We start from the raw sequence: 14,992 nt of genomic DNA on the forward strand, positions 1-14,992 counted from the left end.
GAACCTTTACTGGTGGTTGAATTCAGTAACGAAGATGAGTTGGCGGGTGTCGCATGAGCATGGAACTGATGGTTAAAGCAATGAAGGTCAAGGTGGGAAATCCACTGCGTAAGCTCGTGCTACTGAAGCTTGCAGATAACGCTAGTGACCATGGCGAGTGCTGGCCGAGCTATCAACACATCGCTGATCAGTGCGAAATCAGTAAGCGATCTGTGATGAATCACATTGATGCTTTGTGTGAATGCGGCCTGGTAAAAAAAGAACTTCGCCCAGGGCCAAAAGGCAACTCAAGCAATGTCTATCGCCTTGATTTTAGTAGTGCAGGAGATTCACTAGAGAGGAGTGCAAATCGTTCACTACCTAGTGCAAATCGTTCACTACCTAGTGCAGGAGATTCACCAGGGGGTAGTGCAGGAGCTGCACCCAGAATCAGTCACTCTTTTGAACCAGTCAATGAATCAGTCATAGAGCCTAAATATAACGGTTCATCTGACAACGATTCTGAAAAATATCGCTCTTCCAAAGAGAACTATTCCAAAGAGTTCGAGCAGGCATGGCAGGCATACCCAAAACGTGCTGGCGGTAATTCTAAAGCTGCTGCCTGGAAAGCGTGGAGAGCTCGAATCAAAGACGGTGTTAACACTGAGGCAATGCTGGCTGGTGTAAACCGTTATGCCGGATATGTCCGTGCTACAGGTAGCGCCGGAACGCAGTACGTGAAACAGGCGGCGACGTTCTTTGGGCCCGATCGGCATTTCGAAGAATCATGGCAGGCGCCTTCTGGCGCGGTAAGCGGTCGACCTGGAGGACTGCCGGTTTCGGGGTTTAGTGAACAAGACTATGGCCAATCAGACTGCAACTGGTAAGCAGGAGAAATCACAATGCTGAGTATTAAACAACGCGAAGAGAGGGAAGCTCTGATGGCGAAGCGAGAAGGGCTTCGTGAAGAACTGGCGCTCGCTGTAGAACATCAAAAACCGTGGCAGTGGAGAAGTTGGGAGTCTGGTGAATGCCATACTGTTTCCTGCGAGAAACATGGCGGCTATGAGTGTATTTCCCTTATTGGAAAAGCGTTCCGGGGTGTTGAAAATATTAAGCATTCCCAGTGCCCGGAGTGTGTGAAAGCGGAACTGGCGGGCATTGAATCTAGTCTGCGTGCATTACGAGTGGCAGACCTGATTGACAATGCGGGGATCGCACGACGTTTCGAAGCATGTGAATTCGATAACTACCAGGCCATCAATCAGGATGCCGCCAAAAATCTCTCTTCCTGTCAGCGTTACGCCAGCAGCTGGCCTGAACGCCTGAAGGCTGGAACCGGACTTGTGATGACTGGCAACTGCGGTACCGGCAAAAACCACCTGGCAGTGTCTATGGCGAAAAGCATCATCCGCGATCATCTCGCTAAAGTGGAAATCACTGATGTTATGCGGCTAACCCGAGCGGTGAAAAGCACGTGGCGCCACAATGCTGAAATGACGGAGGAAGATGTCATTGAGCGCTTTGCTTCACTAGATCTGCTGATTATCGACGAAGTAGGCGTTCAGTTCGGCAGCCCGACTGAAATGACCATCCTGCAGGAAATTATCAATGCTCGGTACGAAAGCATTTTGCCAACAATCCTGATCAGCAATCTTACATTCGACCAGCTGAAAGAGACTATTGGTGAGCGAATCGTGGACCGGGTTACCGATGGTGGCCGCAACCGTCTGGCATTTGGCTGGGGAAGTTTCCGCGCTATCGCGTCAGGAGTTGTAGCATGACGCCTGTCTGGAAAAATGAAGATCTGGAAGGTGCGGTTATCGGCGCAATCTTTCTGCGTGGTGCCGACCCTGAGGTACTGGATATTCTTTCCAGAGTGCCTGCCACCGCTTTCTCGGTACCGCAGTATCGGGAAATATATACTGGGATATGCCGTCAGGCGCGTGGAGCTGGCGTTATTGACCCTGTACTGCTCTGCGAAAACATGCCAAAGCACAGCGCAATCATTATGGACTCGAGCCGTGTCGCATGGGCGAAGTCGGCGCTTGTGTCCTACGTTTCCACGCTGGAGCGTAATTCAGCTGTTCGTGATGCCGAAGCTGTGATTGAAAGGGCGCTGGCTGATCTCCGGAGTGCTCACAATGGTGATGCGGCTTTATCGGCATTCAGGGCTGCACAGAACAGCATTGCCGCAATTTCTCTCGAAGAAAAGACCGTTCAGCCAGTTCATATCGACGACATTCTTCCTGCTGTAGTGGATCGGGTAGATGCACGCAACCGCGGGCTCGAAGAAGCCAGAAGCCTCATGACGGGTATTGAAGAGCTTGATGCAAAGACTGGCGGCATTGAACCTACAGACCTGGTGTTTATCGCAGCGCGGCCGTCGATGGGTAAAACTGAATTGGCGCTGGATATCATCGACAAAGTTTCTGAGCAGGGCCGTGGCGTGCTGTTCTTCAGCATGGAAATGCCAAACATCCAGATCGGAGAGCGTATGGTATCTGCTGCCGGTGGCATGTCGGTTTCACGCCTGAAAAAGGCTGCTGAATTTGAAGATGAGGACTGGGCCAGACTGACAAACGGTGTAGAGCGCCTGACTGGTCGTAGCATCTGGATGGTTGATTCCACCGATCTGACAGTAGATCAGATTCAACAGATAGCTACCCGCCTGCAGCTGGCGCATCCTGAAATAGCGCTGGTGGTCGTTGATTATCTGGCACTTATCAAAATTGAAAGCACTGCACGATATGACCTTGCCGTCGGTGAGGTATCAAAAGGACTCAAACGTCTGGCTAAATCTAATAAAACGCCGGTGCTTGCCCTGAGCCAGCTTTCTCGTGGCGTTGAGTCGCGGCCCAATAAGCGACCGATGAACTCAGACCTCAAAAACTCGGGTGAGATCGAGGCAGATGCTGATCTGATCATGATGCTTTACCGCGACGAAGTTTATAACCCTGAGTCTCCAGCGAAAGGGATCGCGGAAATTAACGTGACCAAACAGCGAAACGGTGAACTAGGCACGATTTACCGTCGATTCTATAACGGGCACTTCCTGCCAATTGACCAGGAGTTAGCAAAGCAGCGTTCGGCGCCACAGCAGAAAACTCAAACCAGACGATACGCAAAAGATAGGCAATCCAGCAATGCAGACTATTAAAACCATTAAAACAGCGGGGGCAAGCGCATGAAACTGGAAGCATCACTTAAACATTTTAGTCCTCAGGGAATGCACATCAACGATAGTATGGGAGTGAACGATAATGCGTGATATTCAGCTTGTACTGGAAAGATGGGGGGGATGGGCATCCAACGAAGGCTCTCAGGTTGACTGGTCACCGATTGGCGCGGGCTTTAAAGGTCTGTTGCCGCAGGAGGGAAAATCACGCCCTTCATGTTGTGACAACGACGGCATCATTGTTGATACAGCCGTAGGGATGCTGAGAAAGACTGGCAGGCATGATGAATTAGAGTTGGTGATGCTTCATTACATGTTCGGTGTATCTAAGTCTACCATCTCCAGATGGAAGCGGTGTTCGGAAGGTAAAATCAGGCAAAAGATGATGATAGCTGAAACTTTCATCGACGCTTGCATTATCATGTCCGGAGCCCGACTTGAAATGGACGACTGGACCCATCACAGCAACGTGAAAAAAGTCGCATAAAATGCTTTTCGTTACGAATTTTACTCGCTATTGTGTTAAGAGTGGTCACTTCGACACACAGCTTAATCATCGAAACCCTGCCAGCAATGGCGGGGTTTTCTCGCTTCTGGCATAGATAGTTCGTTTGGTAAGGATATTCAGGTAAGATAATTTGCATCGAGAGATGTAAGGACGGGGAAGTGGCAAATTTACCTTCGGATTACTTTTTGAGTGCTGACGATAAACTCGTAGACTTTCTGGAGAAGCAGGGAGAGGAGGTAATTCGTGAGATTCAAACCTCCAATAAAATCAACGTTGAAAATGGTTACAAGCTTTTGAGCATTCAGATTGTTGGTATTGGATCTTCTTTTCTTCTTCTTACACAAAAAACGAATTTTGATTTTCTGACAGCGGGTATAGCGACTTTTACCGTTCTATGGGCCTGGTGCGCTATTTACTTAGTTCACTCAGGCTTATCTGTAAAAATGAGAGGCTTGATTTATGCCCCACCTCAAGCTCTGTATACTCAGAATTATAAAAAAATTGAGAAAGACAGTTATCAAATGTTCTTTGATGCTGGATATGAGGGGGCAGAAAATCCCTTACCTCTAATTCGGCGATACCGGCTTGTTAATCTTAATGATACTGCCAATGAATTGCTTTTAGAGAATGAAAAAATTCGCAATTGCTTAGATAGGGCGAGAATGTTTACTATCCTCGCCCCGGTAGTGGCAATGCTTATTTCTGCTGTTTTTTTAAGTATTCTTTGACTGAATCGGCAGAATCTCCAACGAATACACGTTGTGTGGCAAAGTCAGCAGTACTTTGAGATGGTACTGGCTTTGGATCTGCTGGTTGCTGAGGTTTGCTTTCACCTTGGGGCTTGTTTTGTTGAGACATAATCATCCTTTTCTGAGTGGTTACTTTTGGCGATTTAACGATATCAGATAGGACATAAGGCAACCATAAAAACCATGAATATTGCGTGGTTAGTTTGACTTATGTATCATCTCGCTCCCGGCCCTTTAGCTCAGTTGGTTAGAGAGTGTGACTCATAATCGCCCGGTCGCTGGTTCAAGTCCAGCAAGGGCCACCAGACCGCCACTAGCTCATCGGGAAGAGCGGCAACTTAATGTTGTAGTACGAGGTTCGAGGCCCCGGTGGCGGACCAATGCCGACTTAGCTCAGTAGGTAGAGCAACTGACTTGTAATCAGTATGTCCTATCCTGTTTCTGGCACTACGGTAGTTGATGGTGGACTGACGGGGCCAGCATGTTTGGCTTCGCAACTGGGCTTTCACGAAGGTGCATTGCACCAGTAGTCCCCCTGCAATATCGTCGAGTTCACCTGATTTATTCAATCCCGACATCTTATATGAAGGTCGCTGTGATACGGACCTGGCTTATGTCTTGTGTTGAGAATTTGTTGAGCCGCTTTAAGTTAACCTGCTTGCAATTAACTAGCAGGGTAATTGTGTTGTTAAAGACTCTCAAAATACTGGCTTTAGTGATCTGTTTTGTGGTTAGCTGTGCAATGTACTTTCATCTCTATGTAGTGATGAATAAGGATTGTATTGGGAATACCGCAGAAGAGGTGACCTATGGGCATCTGGAAGATTGCCCTGATACTGACTGCCAGCCTTATAGCTGGAGTTGTTATTTACATTGATGTTATCTCGGATTTCATTGCCGATGCCAATTTCCTTCACCTTCCTTAGATGTTTTTGCGTGAGCGCTGCTTTTTGCAAAATTGCTGTGTGAAAATACTGACCTTTGGGTTCAGCGCTCATCCAAAAGCATCTCGTGAAATCCAGTTAACCTCGGGTGGTTTGTTGGATGAGGTGCCTCAAATTCATCCAGTTTAGCGATTCTGGTGCTTGATACCTAGCTTGGAAGGCCATCCCTGGATATGTAGTGGCTTTGGCATGCTAGGTAAGGGAAATTAAAATGAGAAAAAAGACGAGGGACTTTACAGGCGACATCACATCCCTCGACAAAAGATTCCCTTCTACTTCTTGATTAGACGAGAACGGGTAGTGAATTTAGGATATTAGCAACTTAAAAATCAACGGAAAATTTAAAATTTACTTTAAGTCGCTGAAAATGAATAGTCTATTCTCTCCCTGTTTAATTTGACCTAACTGTTAAGTGGTTAGTACAGTGTGTTTGTGGTGAATCCTTTCTATGCGAAAGGGCGTTCCAGTCAACTTCTATCTGCAGGTATGCGCGCGGCTTTGCTGACTGGGGTAGAGTCACCGGGAGGCACCCGGCACCATGACAACAACAATACAAGTTTCAAATTCCTTGAGAGCCTGCCATAAAACGCAGGCCTTTTTTTATGGTTTCGCAAACTGCTGCTACTCTTTGAGTTGTGGGAAGTAACTGAATGCCCTGTGGTTCTCCTGGACCGATAGTGAATCAGCCGATACAGCTTCACTTCTGAGCATAGTTCTTACTCACACCTACCTTACAAATAGTCAACTCATTGGCCCGCTATCAAAAGCGGGCTTTTTTTATTTCAGGCTCCGGGGACCATCATCGACATGCCTAATTGTTAAATAGTCCCGAGGGCCTGACCCCTTACACACAGCTCCCGCCATTACGCGAGGAGATAGAGATGATCCGATATATGCCTGACAAAATCGCATCCGCAGTCTCGTATTGCGTGTCTGGCAGTCTTATTTGTGGAGGCGGCATTTTGCAATGGTTGCACGACCTCGACTGGAACAAGGTTGCAGTGATTGGCGGTTTTCTTATTGGTATAGCCACTTACCTTACCAACCTCTACTTCAAAAGACGCCAGACCAAGGCATACGAGAAGGCCCTCAAGAAGGGCTACATTACCGCTCCACCACAGGATAATTAACATGGCATCGACAAGAGCAAAACTCAGCGCCGCTATGCTATCCCTGATCGCCGCTGGAGCATCAGCGCCAGTGCTGTTTGACCAGTTCATTAGTGAGAAGGAAGGCAATGCTCTCGTGGCCGTCATGGATCCTGGTGGAGTCTGGTCGCTTTGCCATGGCGTTACAGTTATTGACGGCAAGCGTGTAGTGAAGGGCATGACCGCCACCGAGGCGCAATGCAAGAAGGTCAACGCCATTGAGCGTGATAAAGCGCTTGCCTGGGTCGACCGGAATATCAAGGCTCCACTGACCGCGCCGCAGAAAGTTGGCATCGCATCGTTCTGTCCGTACAACATCGGCCCCGGAAAATGCTATCCATCCACCTTTTACCAGCGAATCAACGCCGGTGACCGGAAAGGGGCCTGTGAAGCTATCCGCTGGTGGATTAAAGATGGCGGCCGTGATTGCCGGCTAACCAAAGGCCAAAAGAATGGCTGCTATGGGCAGGTCGAGCGGCGCGATCAGGAAAGCGCGCTGGCGTGCTGGGGGATAGACCAGTGAAACTTAATCTTTTCCCAGTCGCGATTGTAATCATTGCTGGCCTGTCAGTCGCACTCGTTAAAAGCTGTTCAGACGCCAGCAGCCTGCAGAGTGATAACGACGTTCTGAGAAGTGACAACACTTTGCAGGGGCAGGTGATCGCCACTCAGGCATTCAACTTCAATCGGTTCAATCAGGTTGCAGAGCATGCCAACAGGCTTAACTCCATGATTGATACCAGCACCGAAGAAGCCGTAATCGAATACCGGGAGATTCTCCGCCGTGAAAAGACCTGTGATCTGCCTATTCCTGCTGACATTGCTGGTGGGCTGCTCGAATACGCGCACCGTTTACGTTCCAGCGCAATGCACACCGATACCGGCAGATCTGACGAAACCGATGATCGTGCCCCTGCCGCCAGCTCAATGACGTACTGCCAGGCTGTTTTGTGGATTAAGCCGCTACTGGCGGTGATTGAGAAGGGCAACAATAACTTCGCAGGCATTAGGCAGATAGAGCTGGAAAGGAAAAACTAGGGATGGCTCATCCTTGAGCACACGGGTATTTCTGAACGACGGCTTTACCTGACATAGCAAAGCACCTTTAAATTCTAGAAAAGACTCAATATTTAACAAGCGAAGCGCATCAATCCCAAAAAAAAGCCCCCACAAGGAGGGCTACCGGATTCTCAGTTTCACATGCTCTTTTTATCGATGTTTCCCTGGAGTTGGCATTCTCCTGCATCAGAGTCTTGGATACCCTAACATTTTTTATCAATACCTGTCCGCCGTGTCTGGTGGTGGACTATTTCTCGATATTGGAGGCTATACCTATGCCAGATAAAGAATACTGGGCTGTTACAGAAACAAGTTACCGAGCGGTGAGTGGGCCTGAAAGTCTGGTAGACGGTGAAACTCTTGTAGAAGGGGCACGCCCGGTTATCCCATATCTGGACAACCTCTCCGTGCAACAAGAACAGAGAACAAAAGCTGATGCCATTATCGAATCTCTGCAGGAAGCGGTAGATGTTGATCTGGCCAGTGATGATGAAAAAGCCAGATTGCTGGCCTGGAAGCGTTATCGTGTGCTGCTTAGCCGTGTCGATCTGCGCGCTGAAAAACCAGGCTGGCCGCCACTTCCAGACTAAGGAAATAAACAGCCGCAGCCCATCAAGTTCAGGATCGGGCTACGGCTAGTTTTTCAGTATTCATACCAAGCCTCTGAGCTAAGGTTTACCTGAGGCGTTCTCTTGCGTCTCTTCTCCTAATATGTCTGACTTTCCATTTAGAATAATCTTTTAGTAACCATCTCGAACTTCTGCCTAGCTTTATCGGGACAGGGAACTCACCCCGCTTTATCAGCGAGTAAAAATATTTAGCAGTGAATCCCGAATCGTTAGTTATATATTTCAGGTCAATGAGTGAATCATCAGAAAGGTTAGTGCGAGCTTTTGGCATCATGCATATATTTCCTTTAGTCGTGGACTTGTTGAAATGTGCGAAGTTAAAAATTCACTTTATCGCTACTTATCCTCCCTAGATGCTCGAACTTTTTCAGTGATCCATGCTTCCACTTCTGTTGATACCCACCTTACGGAACTACCAATCTTGATAGAGTTTGGGAACTCACCCGCGTTCATGCACTTGTAAATGGCCGTTTTTTGAACCCAACAGTGCGGCAAACCTCTTTCAGGTCCATCAAATATATGTTCAACTATCATCCTCCTCGTTAAAAATTGTGTGTAGGTTATGGAATATCAAACAGTTCGAATAGAGCCTAATAAATGGGTTACAGAGTCTTTACTGATGGCGATCACGGGCCTCACAAAGAACGCTATCAGATCTGCACGGGAAAAATCATGGATGGAGGGAAGGGAGTATCGACACTATTCAGGCGATTGCCAGCCTAAGGATAACAGTCCGATAATGTATAACCGATTTGAAGTAGATGCCTGGGTTGAAAGGCAAAAGGTAGCAATCCCGCGTCAAAGAAAAAGCTAAGCAAAGTCATGGAAAAGCTAACACTGACTAGAAAGGAAGCTGCTGAACTTCTCGGTATCTCAATCGCAACTGTCACTCAGTGGGTTCAGGAGGGCAGACTCAAGGCTTACCGGGTTAGCGACAGGCCTAAATCACCATATCTGTTTACGCGCGAGGATTGCCAAGTAGCAATTTCTGCTGTTCAAGTTCAGTCTCGTGCCGAACGTCATTTATCCCCTTCTGCCTCTACGTACGAGCCAGAGGCGCTTAAACACGAAAGGCTCGATAAGGAATTAAATGAATTACTGAAGACAAGAACGAAAGGAAGACCGAAGGAGTGAACAAAACAAAACCCGGTGCGGTATCCATGCAAACAAATATGGGGGTGCTTTAGGGGGTATGTGAGTATATTGAATTGTATATTAATTATAACTATCAGTGGGTTATTTTAAGTTATCGAATCCTACAGGGGTGCCATTTCATTTCATAGAGTTACGCCTCACTCACATCCTCCTGATTTCCGTTGTGGGACATATTTGGGACATCGACCCTAAAATTTATCGGTCATGAAGGACATTTATGTGGTATCTACTCGCAATTTCGCTTGCCGCACTTTCCCTTAATAAAAGCCTGGCTTACCTGCTGCTGGGATTAACGGCATTTCTCGGCTGGAACCAGAGCATTCTTGACGCCCCGGCGTTGCTGGTTATTGCGTCAATCGTTATTGGCTGGTCTGCTGTTGAATGGCTACGTAATAAGGATGATAAATATACTTATCTGATTGAAGGCCTGTGCGTGATCATCGCCGTTGCCCTGGTTATGCATGTGCTCCCGGGCTTCCATAATCCCAAAGTGCTGGATGCTGTCGTCGTTGGTCCGCAAAGCATACCGTTCAGTATGTACTTTAATATGGACAAGGCGGTGGTGCCGTTCTTTTTAATTACGTGCATGCCAACGCTATTCGTAGCAAAACCCCTCTATAAAATTGGCAAGCTCGGCTGGGTAATATTGGTACTTGCGGTACCCGCGCTGTTACTTCTGGCTGTGGCGTTGGGCGGGCTGAGAATTGAGCCACATGCGCCAGAATGGTTCGCGCAATTTGCCCTTGCGAATATTTTCTTCGTCTCTTTGGCCGAGGAAGCCCTGTTCAGAGGCTACCTGCAGCAGCGCTTGTCCCGGATCGTTCATCCTGTTGTCGCGTTGTTGATGGCCTCAGTCCTCTTTGGGCTGATGCATTATAGCGGCGGTTTACTGCTGATTATTTTTGCCAGCCTCTCCGGCATTATTTACGGCCTGGCGTGGATGTGGAGCGGCAGGCTCTGGGTTGCAACGTTATTCCATTTTGGGCTGAACTGCGTGCATTTATTGTTCTTCACCTATCCTGTGTATGCCCCTCATGCGGCTATGTGAGGCTTTTTAAATGAGTAGCCTAATAAATTTAGCTACCTCCGGATAAGCATAAAAAGCCCCCGCACTATCGGGGCTTTTTTATATCTGCCGGGCGCGAATAACAGTTTTACCTTCGCGCTATAATGAATAGAAGGCTAATGAATTTCGTTGTTGGCAGGCTTAAGGTTTTCTTAATCTAGAAATTATCTCGCAATAAAATTTGGATTTTTATCATTACAAAATCGGCTAAAAAGAAATTTTACACTTTTACGCGTAAACTGGATTGATACTAATTATCATTAGCGTTGTTGTATGCTTTAATCCTGTCCCACAAAGCTATGAGTGGTTACTCCCGTTGGTCTATTAAGGATATGTTCATGAATTCTCGCCTGCTGTCCTGCTTCTCGCTTGCCTTGTTGTCCTCATCCCTTTTCCTTTCCACACAGTCTGTTGCCGCCGATAACAACGAAGGTATTGTTGTTTATAACGCGCAGCATGAAAACCTGGTGAAGTCGTGGGTTGACGGTTTTACCAAAGAAACCGGGATTAAAGTCACTTTGCGTAATGGTGATGACAGCGAGCTGGGTAACCAGCTGGTGCAGGAAGGCAGCGCATCGCCGGCAGACGTATTCCTGACGGAAAACTCGCCGTCCATGGTGCTGGTGGATAACGCCAACCTGTTTGCCCCGCTGGATTCAGACACCCTGAAGCAGGTACCGGCAGAGTATCGTCCGGCGCATGGCCGCTGGATCGGCATTGCTGCCCGCAGCACGGTGTTCGTCTATAACCCGGCGAAACTGAGCGAACAGCAGCTGCCTAAGTCGCTGATGGATCTGGCGAAACCCGAGTGGAAAGGCCGCTGGGCGGCATCACCGTCAGGCGCGGATTTCCAGGCTATCGTGAGCGCGATGCTGGCCCTGAAGGGCGAGCAGGCCACCCTGGAATGGCTCAAGGCGATGAAAGCCAACTTCGTGGCCTATAAAGGCAACAGCACCGTGATGAAAGCGGTCAATGCCGGTCAGATTGATGGCGGGGTGATTTATCACTATTACCGCTTTGTCGATCAGTCCAAAACCGGTGAAAACAGCAAAAATACCCAGCTCTACTACTTTAAGCACCAGGACCCGGGCGCGTTTGTGAGCCTCTCCGGCGGTGGCGTGCTGGCGTCCAGCAAGCACAAAGCGCAGGCGCAGGCCTTCATCAAATACATTACCGGCAAAGAAGGTCAGGAAAGCCTGCGTACCAACAACGCCTTTGAATACGCCGTGGGCGTGAACGCGGCCTCAAACCCGAAACTGGTCCCGCTGAAAGATCTTGATGCGCCGAAAGTTGAACCTTCAACGCTCAACAGTAAAAAAGTTATCGAGCTGATGACGCAAGCCGGCCTGCTGTGATCCTGAGAGTGAAGTGAAGGTCTTATGTCTGGTCTGAGTCTCGACATCGGAAAAAACAGAGTGCAGGAGCCTGCCCGCAGGCGTCCTGCACTGCCGATGGTTGCGTTAGCTGTCTTGTTTTCATTACTGGCGCTTCTGCCTTTGGGTTTTATCATTGCCATTGGTATTGAGACGGGCTGGGAAACCATTAAGGCGCTGGTGTTTCGCCCGCGTGTGGCTGAGCTGCTCAGTAATACGCTGTGGCTGACGGCACTGGCGGTTCCGCTGTGTATCGTGACGGGCGTGGCGATTGCCTGGCTCACAGAGCGCACCCAGCTTGCCGGACGGGGCATTTGGTCCGCGCTGGCGGTCGCCCCGCTGGCCATTCCCGCGTTTGTGCAAAGCTATGCCTGGGTGAGCGTGGTTCCGTCGATGCACGGGCTCTCCGCGGGCGTGTTTCTCTCCGTTCTGGCCTACTATCCGTTTATCTACATGCCGGTTGCGGCGGTGCTGCGCCGCCTTGACCCGACGCTCGAAGATGTCGCCGCGTCGCTCGGCACCCCGCCGTGGAAGGTCTTTTTCCGTGTGGTGCTACCCCAGCTCAAGCTAGCTATCTGCGGCGGCGCGCTGCTGGTGGCGCTGCACCTGCTGGCGGAATATGGCCTGTACGTGATGATCCGCTTTGATACCTTCACCACGGCCATTTATGACCAGTTTCAGTCTACCTTCAGCGGCCCGGCGGCAAACATGCTGGCGGGCGTGCTGGCGTTATGCTGCCTGGCTATCTTAGTGCTGGAAGGCGTGACGCGTGGAAAGGCACGCTACGCGCGCATTGGCGCCGGTGCCGCGCGCGAACAGAAACGCTGGCCTCTGAAGCCTGCGGCTGCCGCGTTGGGGCAGCTGTTTTTCATCGTGCTGATCGTGCTGGCGCTGGGCGTGCCGTTAGCTGTTCTGTGTCGCTGGATTTGGCTCGGCGGTGTGGAAAACTGGATAAGCGCCGATCTCTGGCATTCGCTGCGCCAGACGCTGATGCTCGGCGTGGGCGGCGCGCTGCTGACGACGACGTGCGTGATCCCCATTGCGTGGCTCGGTATCCGCTATCCGCATCGTATCTTCCGGATGCTTGAAGGGTGCATCTATATCACCAGTTCGCTGCCGGGCATTGTCACGGCGCTGGCCCTGGTCACCGTCACCATTCACTACGCCCGTCCCATTTACCAGACGGAAATTACCCTGTTCCTTGCCTATCTGCTGATGTTTATGCCCCGTGCGCTCATCAACCTGCGGGCGGGGATAGCGCAGGCGCCGGTTGAGCTGGAAAACGTGGCGCGCAGCCTTGGCAGCACGCCCGCGAAGGCGCTCTGGAGCGTCACGATGCGGCTGGCCGCGCCGGGTGCGGCGGCGGGAGCCGCGCTGGTCTTCCTCGGCGTCAGCAACGAGTTGACCGCCACGCTGTTACTCTCTCCCCTGGGCACGCGCACGCTCTCTACCGGATTCTGGGCGCTGACCAGCGAAATTGACTATGTCGCCGCCGCGCCTTACGCGATGCTGATGATCCTGATTTCCCTCCCGCTGACCGCCATTCTCTATATGCAGTCGAAGAAAATTGCAGGGCTATGACATGCTTGAATTAACCGCCATTTCTAAATCGTTTGCTGATGTGCAGGTGCTCGACAGCTTAAACCTGAGCGTTGCGCCGGGGAGCAGAACGGCCATTGTCGGGCCGTCGGGGTCAGGGAAAACCACGCTGCTGCGTATTCTTGCCGGGTTTGAGACGCCCGACACCGGTCGTATTGTTATGCAGGGGAGAACCCTGTTTGATGAAAACCGTTTTGTCCCTGCCCACCAGCGCGGGATCGGTTTTGTGCCGCAGGAGGGCGCGCTGTTCACCCACCTCAACGTGGCAGACAACATTGCCTGGGGGCTGGACGGGACCCGCCACGAAAAACGCCAGCGCGTTGAGGCGCTGATGGAGATGGTTTCGCTGGACAGGCAGCTCGCCACGCACTGGCCTCACGAGATTTCCGGCGGACAGCAGCAGCGCGTGGCCCTTGCCCGTGCGCTGGCCCAGCGTCCTTCACTGATGCTGCTGGATGAACCGTTCTCGGCGCTGGATACTGGCCTGCGCGCCATGACGCGAAAGGCCACGGCCGATCTGCTGGCCGAAGCGGGCGTGGCCTCGATTCTGGTTACCCACGATCAGAACGAAGCGCTCTCCTTTGCCACGCAGGTTGCCGTCATGCGTTCCGGACGCTTCACGCAGGTCGGGACGCCTTATGAGGTTTACACCCGTCCCGTTGACGAAGAGACGGCGCTGTTTCTTGGTGATGCGCTGATCCTGCCTGCGCAGCTCACCGCGGGCTACGCCCTCTGCGCGCTGGGTAAGGTGCCCACAGACAACCCGCTGGCGACAGGGCAGGGCAGAGTGATGCTGCGCCCGGAGCAGCTGAGCGTGACGGCATGCGCCTCACATGAAAGCCCGATCTCCATTCTTGATGTGGATTTTACCGGTCACCTGTCGACGCTCACCCTTGGGCTTACCGGACAGCCGCAGCCCGTCACCCTCAAGACCGTCAGCCAGCCTGGATGGAACCCGGGCACGGCGGTTCGCATTGATATTGCTGGCACCGCGCGTGTATTCGACTATTCTTAATATTCATTAATAATTTCATGCAATGGGTTGTTATAAAAGAATTTTCCAGAATATATGGCATTTCCTGAGATTCTCTACCATGCTCATAAAACCTCACCATCATGCGTGAGGTTTTTCGTAGTTGCTGATTAATCTCAAGGAAAAAGGTTATGAAAAAGACGACTGCTATTTTGTTGGGAACGGCGTTAGTGTTTACGACCAATGCTTTTGCTGCCCAACTGCTGACTAAAAATGAGTTCAAGAAAGTCGAGTCTCAGTATCAAAAAATCGGTACGGTAAGCACCTCAAATGAAGTATCGGTTGATGATGCAAAAAAAGAACTGATTGAGAAAGCCGATAAGCAAGGCGCGGATGTTCTGGTGCTCACCTCAGGGAACACCAACAATAAAATTCACGGTACGGCCAATATCTACAAGAAAAAATAACGTCATTGCAGCCACCCCATTTTGGGGTGGTTGTTCCTCATCCTGTCTCCCCACCTCTTCCTGTTGTTCGCGGTTACGCTTGCTAACTCATGGATAATGCGTATAGTTCTCATTTGCATTGCTATCAATACATTCTAAGGCCTGACAACGGGCTATTTTTGCGCG

General features: G+C 50.3%; 20 protein-coding genes and 1 tRNA gene. 17 read left to right on the top strand and 4 right to left on the bottom strand.

The window, feature by feature from the left end; translation table 11 throughout:
• The first annotated feature begins 53 nt into the window (after positions 1 to 53).
• From B498_RS21910 to B498_RS20700, 5 genes are all read left to right on the top strand, one after another.
• Positions 54 to 866, top strand: a complete 813-nt coding sequence (locus B498_RS21910) for a helix-turn-helix domain-containing protein (RefSeq protein ID WP_032622644.1) — start codon at positions 54 to 56, stop codon at positions 864 to 866.
• A gap of 15 nt (positions 867 to 881) precedes the next feature.
• On the top strand, positions 882 to 1,763 hold the full coding sequence (locus B498_RS20715) for an ATP-binding protein (RefSeq protein WP_008499358.1): 882 nt from the start codon (positions 882 to 884) through the stop codon (positions 1,761 to 1,763).
• On the top strand, positions 1,760 to 3,139 hold the full coding sequence (locus B498_RS20710; RefSeq protein ID WP_008499359.1) for a replicative DNA helicase: 1,380 nt from the start codon (positions 1,760 to 1,762) through the stop codon (positions 3,137 to 3,139). The genes B498_RS20715 and B498_RS20710 overlap by 4 nt, the downstream gene beginning before the upstream one ends.
• Positions 3,140 to 3,242: 103 nt before the next feature.
• Positions 3,243 to 3,644: an antiterminator Q family protein gene (locus tag B498_RS20705; RefSeq protein ID WP_008499360.1), complete on the top strand. Its 402-nt coding sequence runs from the start codon at positions 3,243 to 3,245 to the stop codon at positions 3,642 to 3,644.
• A 179-nt stretch (positions 3,645 to 3,823) separates the two neighbouring features.
• Positions 3,824 to 4,393: a hypothetical protein gene (locus tag B498_RS20700; protein ID WP_008499361.1), complete on the top strand. Its 570-nt coding sequence runs from the start codon at positions 3,824 to 3,826 to the stop codon at positions 4,391 to 4,393.
• Here B498_RS20700 and B498_RS23230 read toward each other — a convergent pair.
• A complete protein-coding gene (locus tag B498_RS23230; RefSeq protein WP_171863022.1) occupies positions 4,362 to 4,523 on the bottom strand; it encodes a hypothetical protein in 162 nt (53 codons plus the stop codon). The two genes, B498_RS20700 and B498_RS23230, sit on opposite strands and share 32 nt — an antisense overlap.
• Before the next feature lie 119 nt (positions 4,524 to 4,642).
• On the opposite strand from B498_RS23230, the gene B498_RS20695 reads away from it, so the two are divergent.
• Positions 4,643 to 4,719: transfer RNA gene (locus B498_RS20695), tRNA-Ile, on the top strand.
• A gap of 426 nt (positions 4,720 to 5,145) precedes the next feature.
• Here B498_RS20695 and B498_RS23025 read toward each other — a convergent pair.
• Positions 5,146 to 5,412, bottom strand: a complete 267-nt coding sequence (locus B498_RS23025) for a hypothetical protein (protein WP_129343773.1) — start codon at positions 5,410 to 5,412, stop codon at positions 5,146 to 5,148.
• A gap of 827 nt (positions 5,413 to 6,239) precedes the next feature.
• Here B498_RS23025 and B498_RS20690 point away from each other — a divergent pair.
• From B498_RS20690 to B498_RS23460, 4 genes are all read left to right on the top strand, one after another.
• Complete coding sequence (locus tag B498_RS20690) at positions 6,240 to 6,488, top strand: class II holin family protein (RefSeq protein WP_008499363.1); 249 nt, start codon at positions 6,240 to 6,242, stop codon at positions 6,486 to 6,488.
• Position 6,489: 1 nt separating this feature from the next.
• Positions 6,490 to 7,029 (top strand): lysozyme, encoded by a 540-nt coding sequence (locus B498_RS20685; protein ID WP_008499364.1) that lies wholly within the window; start codon positions 6,490 to 6,492, stop codon positions 7,027 to 7,029.
• Positions 7,026 to 7,544, top strand: a complete 519-nt coding sequence (locus B498_RS20680) for a hypothetical protein (RefSeq protein ID WP_008499365.1) — start codon at positions 7,026 to 7,028, stop codon at positions 7,542 to 7,544. The genes B498_RS20685 and B498_RS20680 overlap by 4 nt, the downstream gene beginning before the upstream one ends.
• 296 nt (positions 7,545 to 7,840) lie before the next feature.
• Positions 7,841 to 8,155, top strand: a complete 315-nt coding sequence (locus B498_RS23460; protein ID WP_008499366.1) for a tail fiber assembly protein — start codon at positions 7,841 to 7,843, stop codon at positions 8,153 to 8,155.
• A gap of 85 nt (positions 8,156 to 8,240) precedes the next feature.
• Here B498_RS23460 and B498_RS23310 read toward each other — a convergent pair whose 3' ends face one another.
• Positions 8,241 to 8,468 carry a helix-turn-helix transcriptional regulator gene (locus B498_RS23310; RefSeq protein WP_071530925.1) on the bottom strand — a complete coding sequence of 76 codons (228 nt, stop codon included), beginning with the start codon at positions 8,466 to 8,468 and terminating at the stop codon, positions 8,241 to 8,243.
• 62 nt (positions 8,469 to 8,530) lie between these two features.
• Complete coding sequence (locus tag B498_RS23475; protein ID WP_202801667.1) at positions 8,531 to 8,728, bottom strand: helix-turn-helix transcriptional regulator; 198 nt, start codon at positions 8,726 to 8,728, stop codon at positions 8,531 to 8,533.
• Positions 8,729 to 8,756: 28 nt separating this feature from the next.
• Here B498_RS23475 and xisR point away from each other — a divergent pair, with 28 nt between their 5' ends.
• From xisR to yahO, 7 genes are all read left to right on the top strand, one after another.
• Positions 8,757 to 9,008: an excisionase family protein gene (gene xisR / locus B498_RS0121135; RefSeq protein WP_032622646.1), complete on the top strand. Its 252-nt coding sequence runs from the start codon at positions 8,757 to 8,759 to the stop codon at positions 9,006 to 9,008.
• An 8-nt stretch (positions 9,009 to 9,016) separates the two neighbouring features.
• Entirely contained in the window at positions 9,017 to 9,328 is a 312-nt protein-coding gene (locus tag B498_RS0121140; protein WP_032622647.1) for an excisionase family DNA-binding protein, read from the top strand.
• Positions 9,329 to 9,566: 238 nt separating this feature from the next.
• Entirely contained in the window at positions 9,567 to 10,397 is an 831-nt protein-coding gene (locus tag B498_RS20675) for a CPBP family intramembrane glutamic endopeptidase (protein WP_008499368.1), read from the top strand.
• Between the two features lie 356 nt (positions 10,398 to 10,753).
• Positions 10,754 to 11,770 carry an iron ABC transporter substrate-binding protein gene (locus tag B498_RS20670; RefSeq protein WP_008499369.1) on the top strand — a complete coding sequence of 339 codons (1,017 nt, stop codon included), beginning with the start codon at positions 10,754 to 10,756 and terminating at the stop codon, positions 11,768 to 11,770.
• A 24-nt stretch (positions 11,771 to 11,794) separates the two neighbouring features.
• Positions 11,795 to 13,369 carry an ABC transporter permease gene (locus B498_RS20665; RefSeq protein WP_008499370.1) on the top strand — a complete coding sequence of 525 codons (1,575 nt, stop codon included), beginning with the start codon at positions 11,795 to 11,797 and terminating at the stop codon, positions 13,367 to 13,369.
• A 1-nt stretch (position 13,370) separates the two neighbouring features.
• Positions 13,371 to 14,402, top strand: a complete 1,032-nt coding sequence (locus tag B498_RS20660) for an ABC transporter ATP-binding protein (protein WP_008499371.1) — start codon at positions 13,371 to 13,373, stop codon at positions 14,400 to 14,402.
• Positions 14,403 to 14,551: 149 nt separating this feature from the next.
• Complete coding sequence (yahO, locus tag B498_RS20655) at positions 14,552 to 14,827, top strand: DUF1471 family periplasmic protein YahO (RefSeq protein WP_008499372.1); 276 nt, start codon at positions 14,552 to 14,554, stop codon at positions 14,825 to 14,827.
• Positions 14,828 to 14,992 lie beyond the last annotated feature (165 nt).

The organism is Enterobacter sp. SST3, from assembly GCF_000286655.1.
Classification (GTDB): Bacteria; Pseudomonadota; Gammaproteobacteria; order Enterobacterales; family Enterobacteriaceae; genus Enterobacter; species Enterobacter roggenkampii.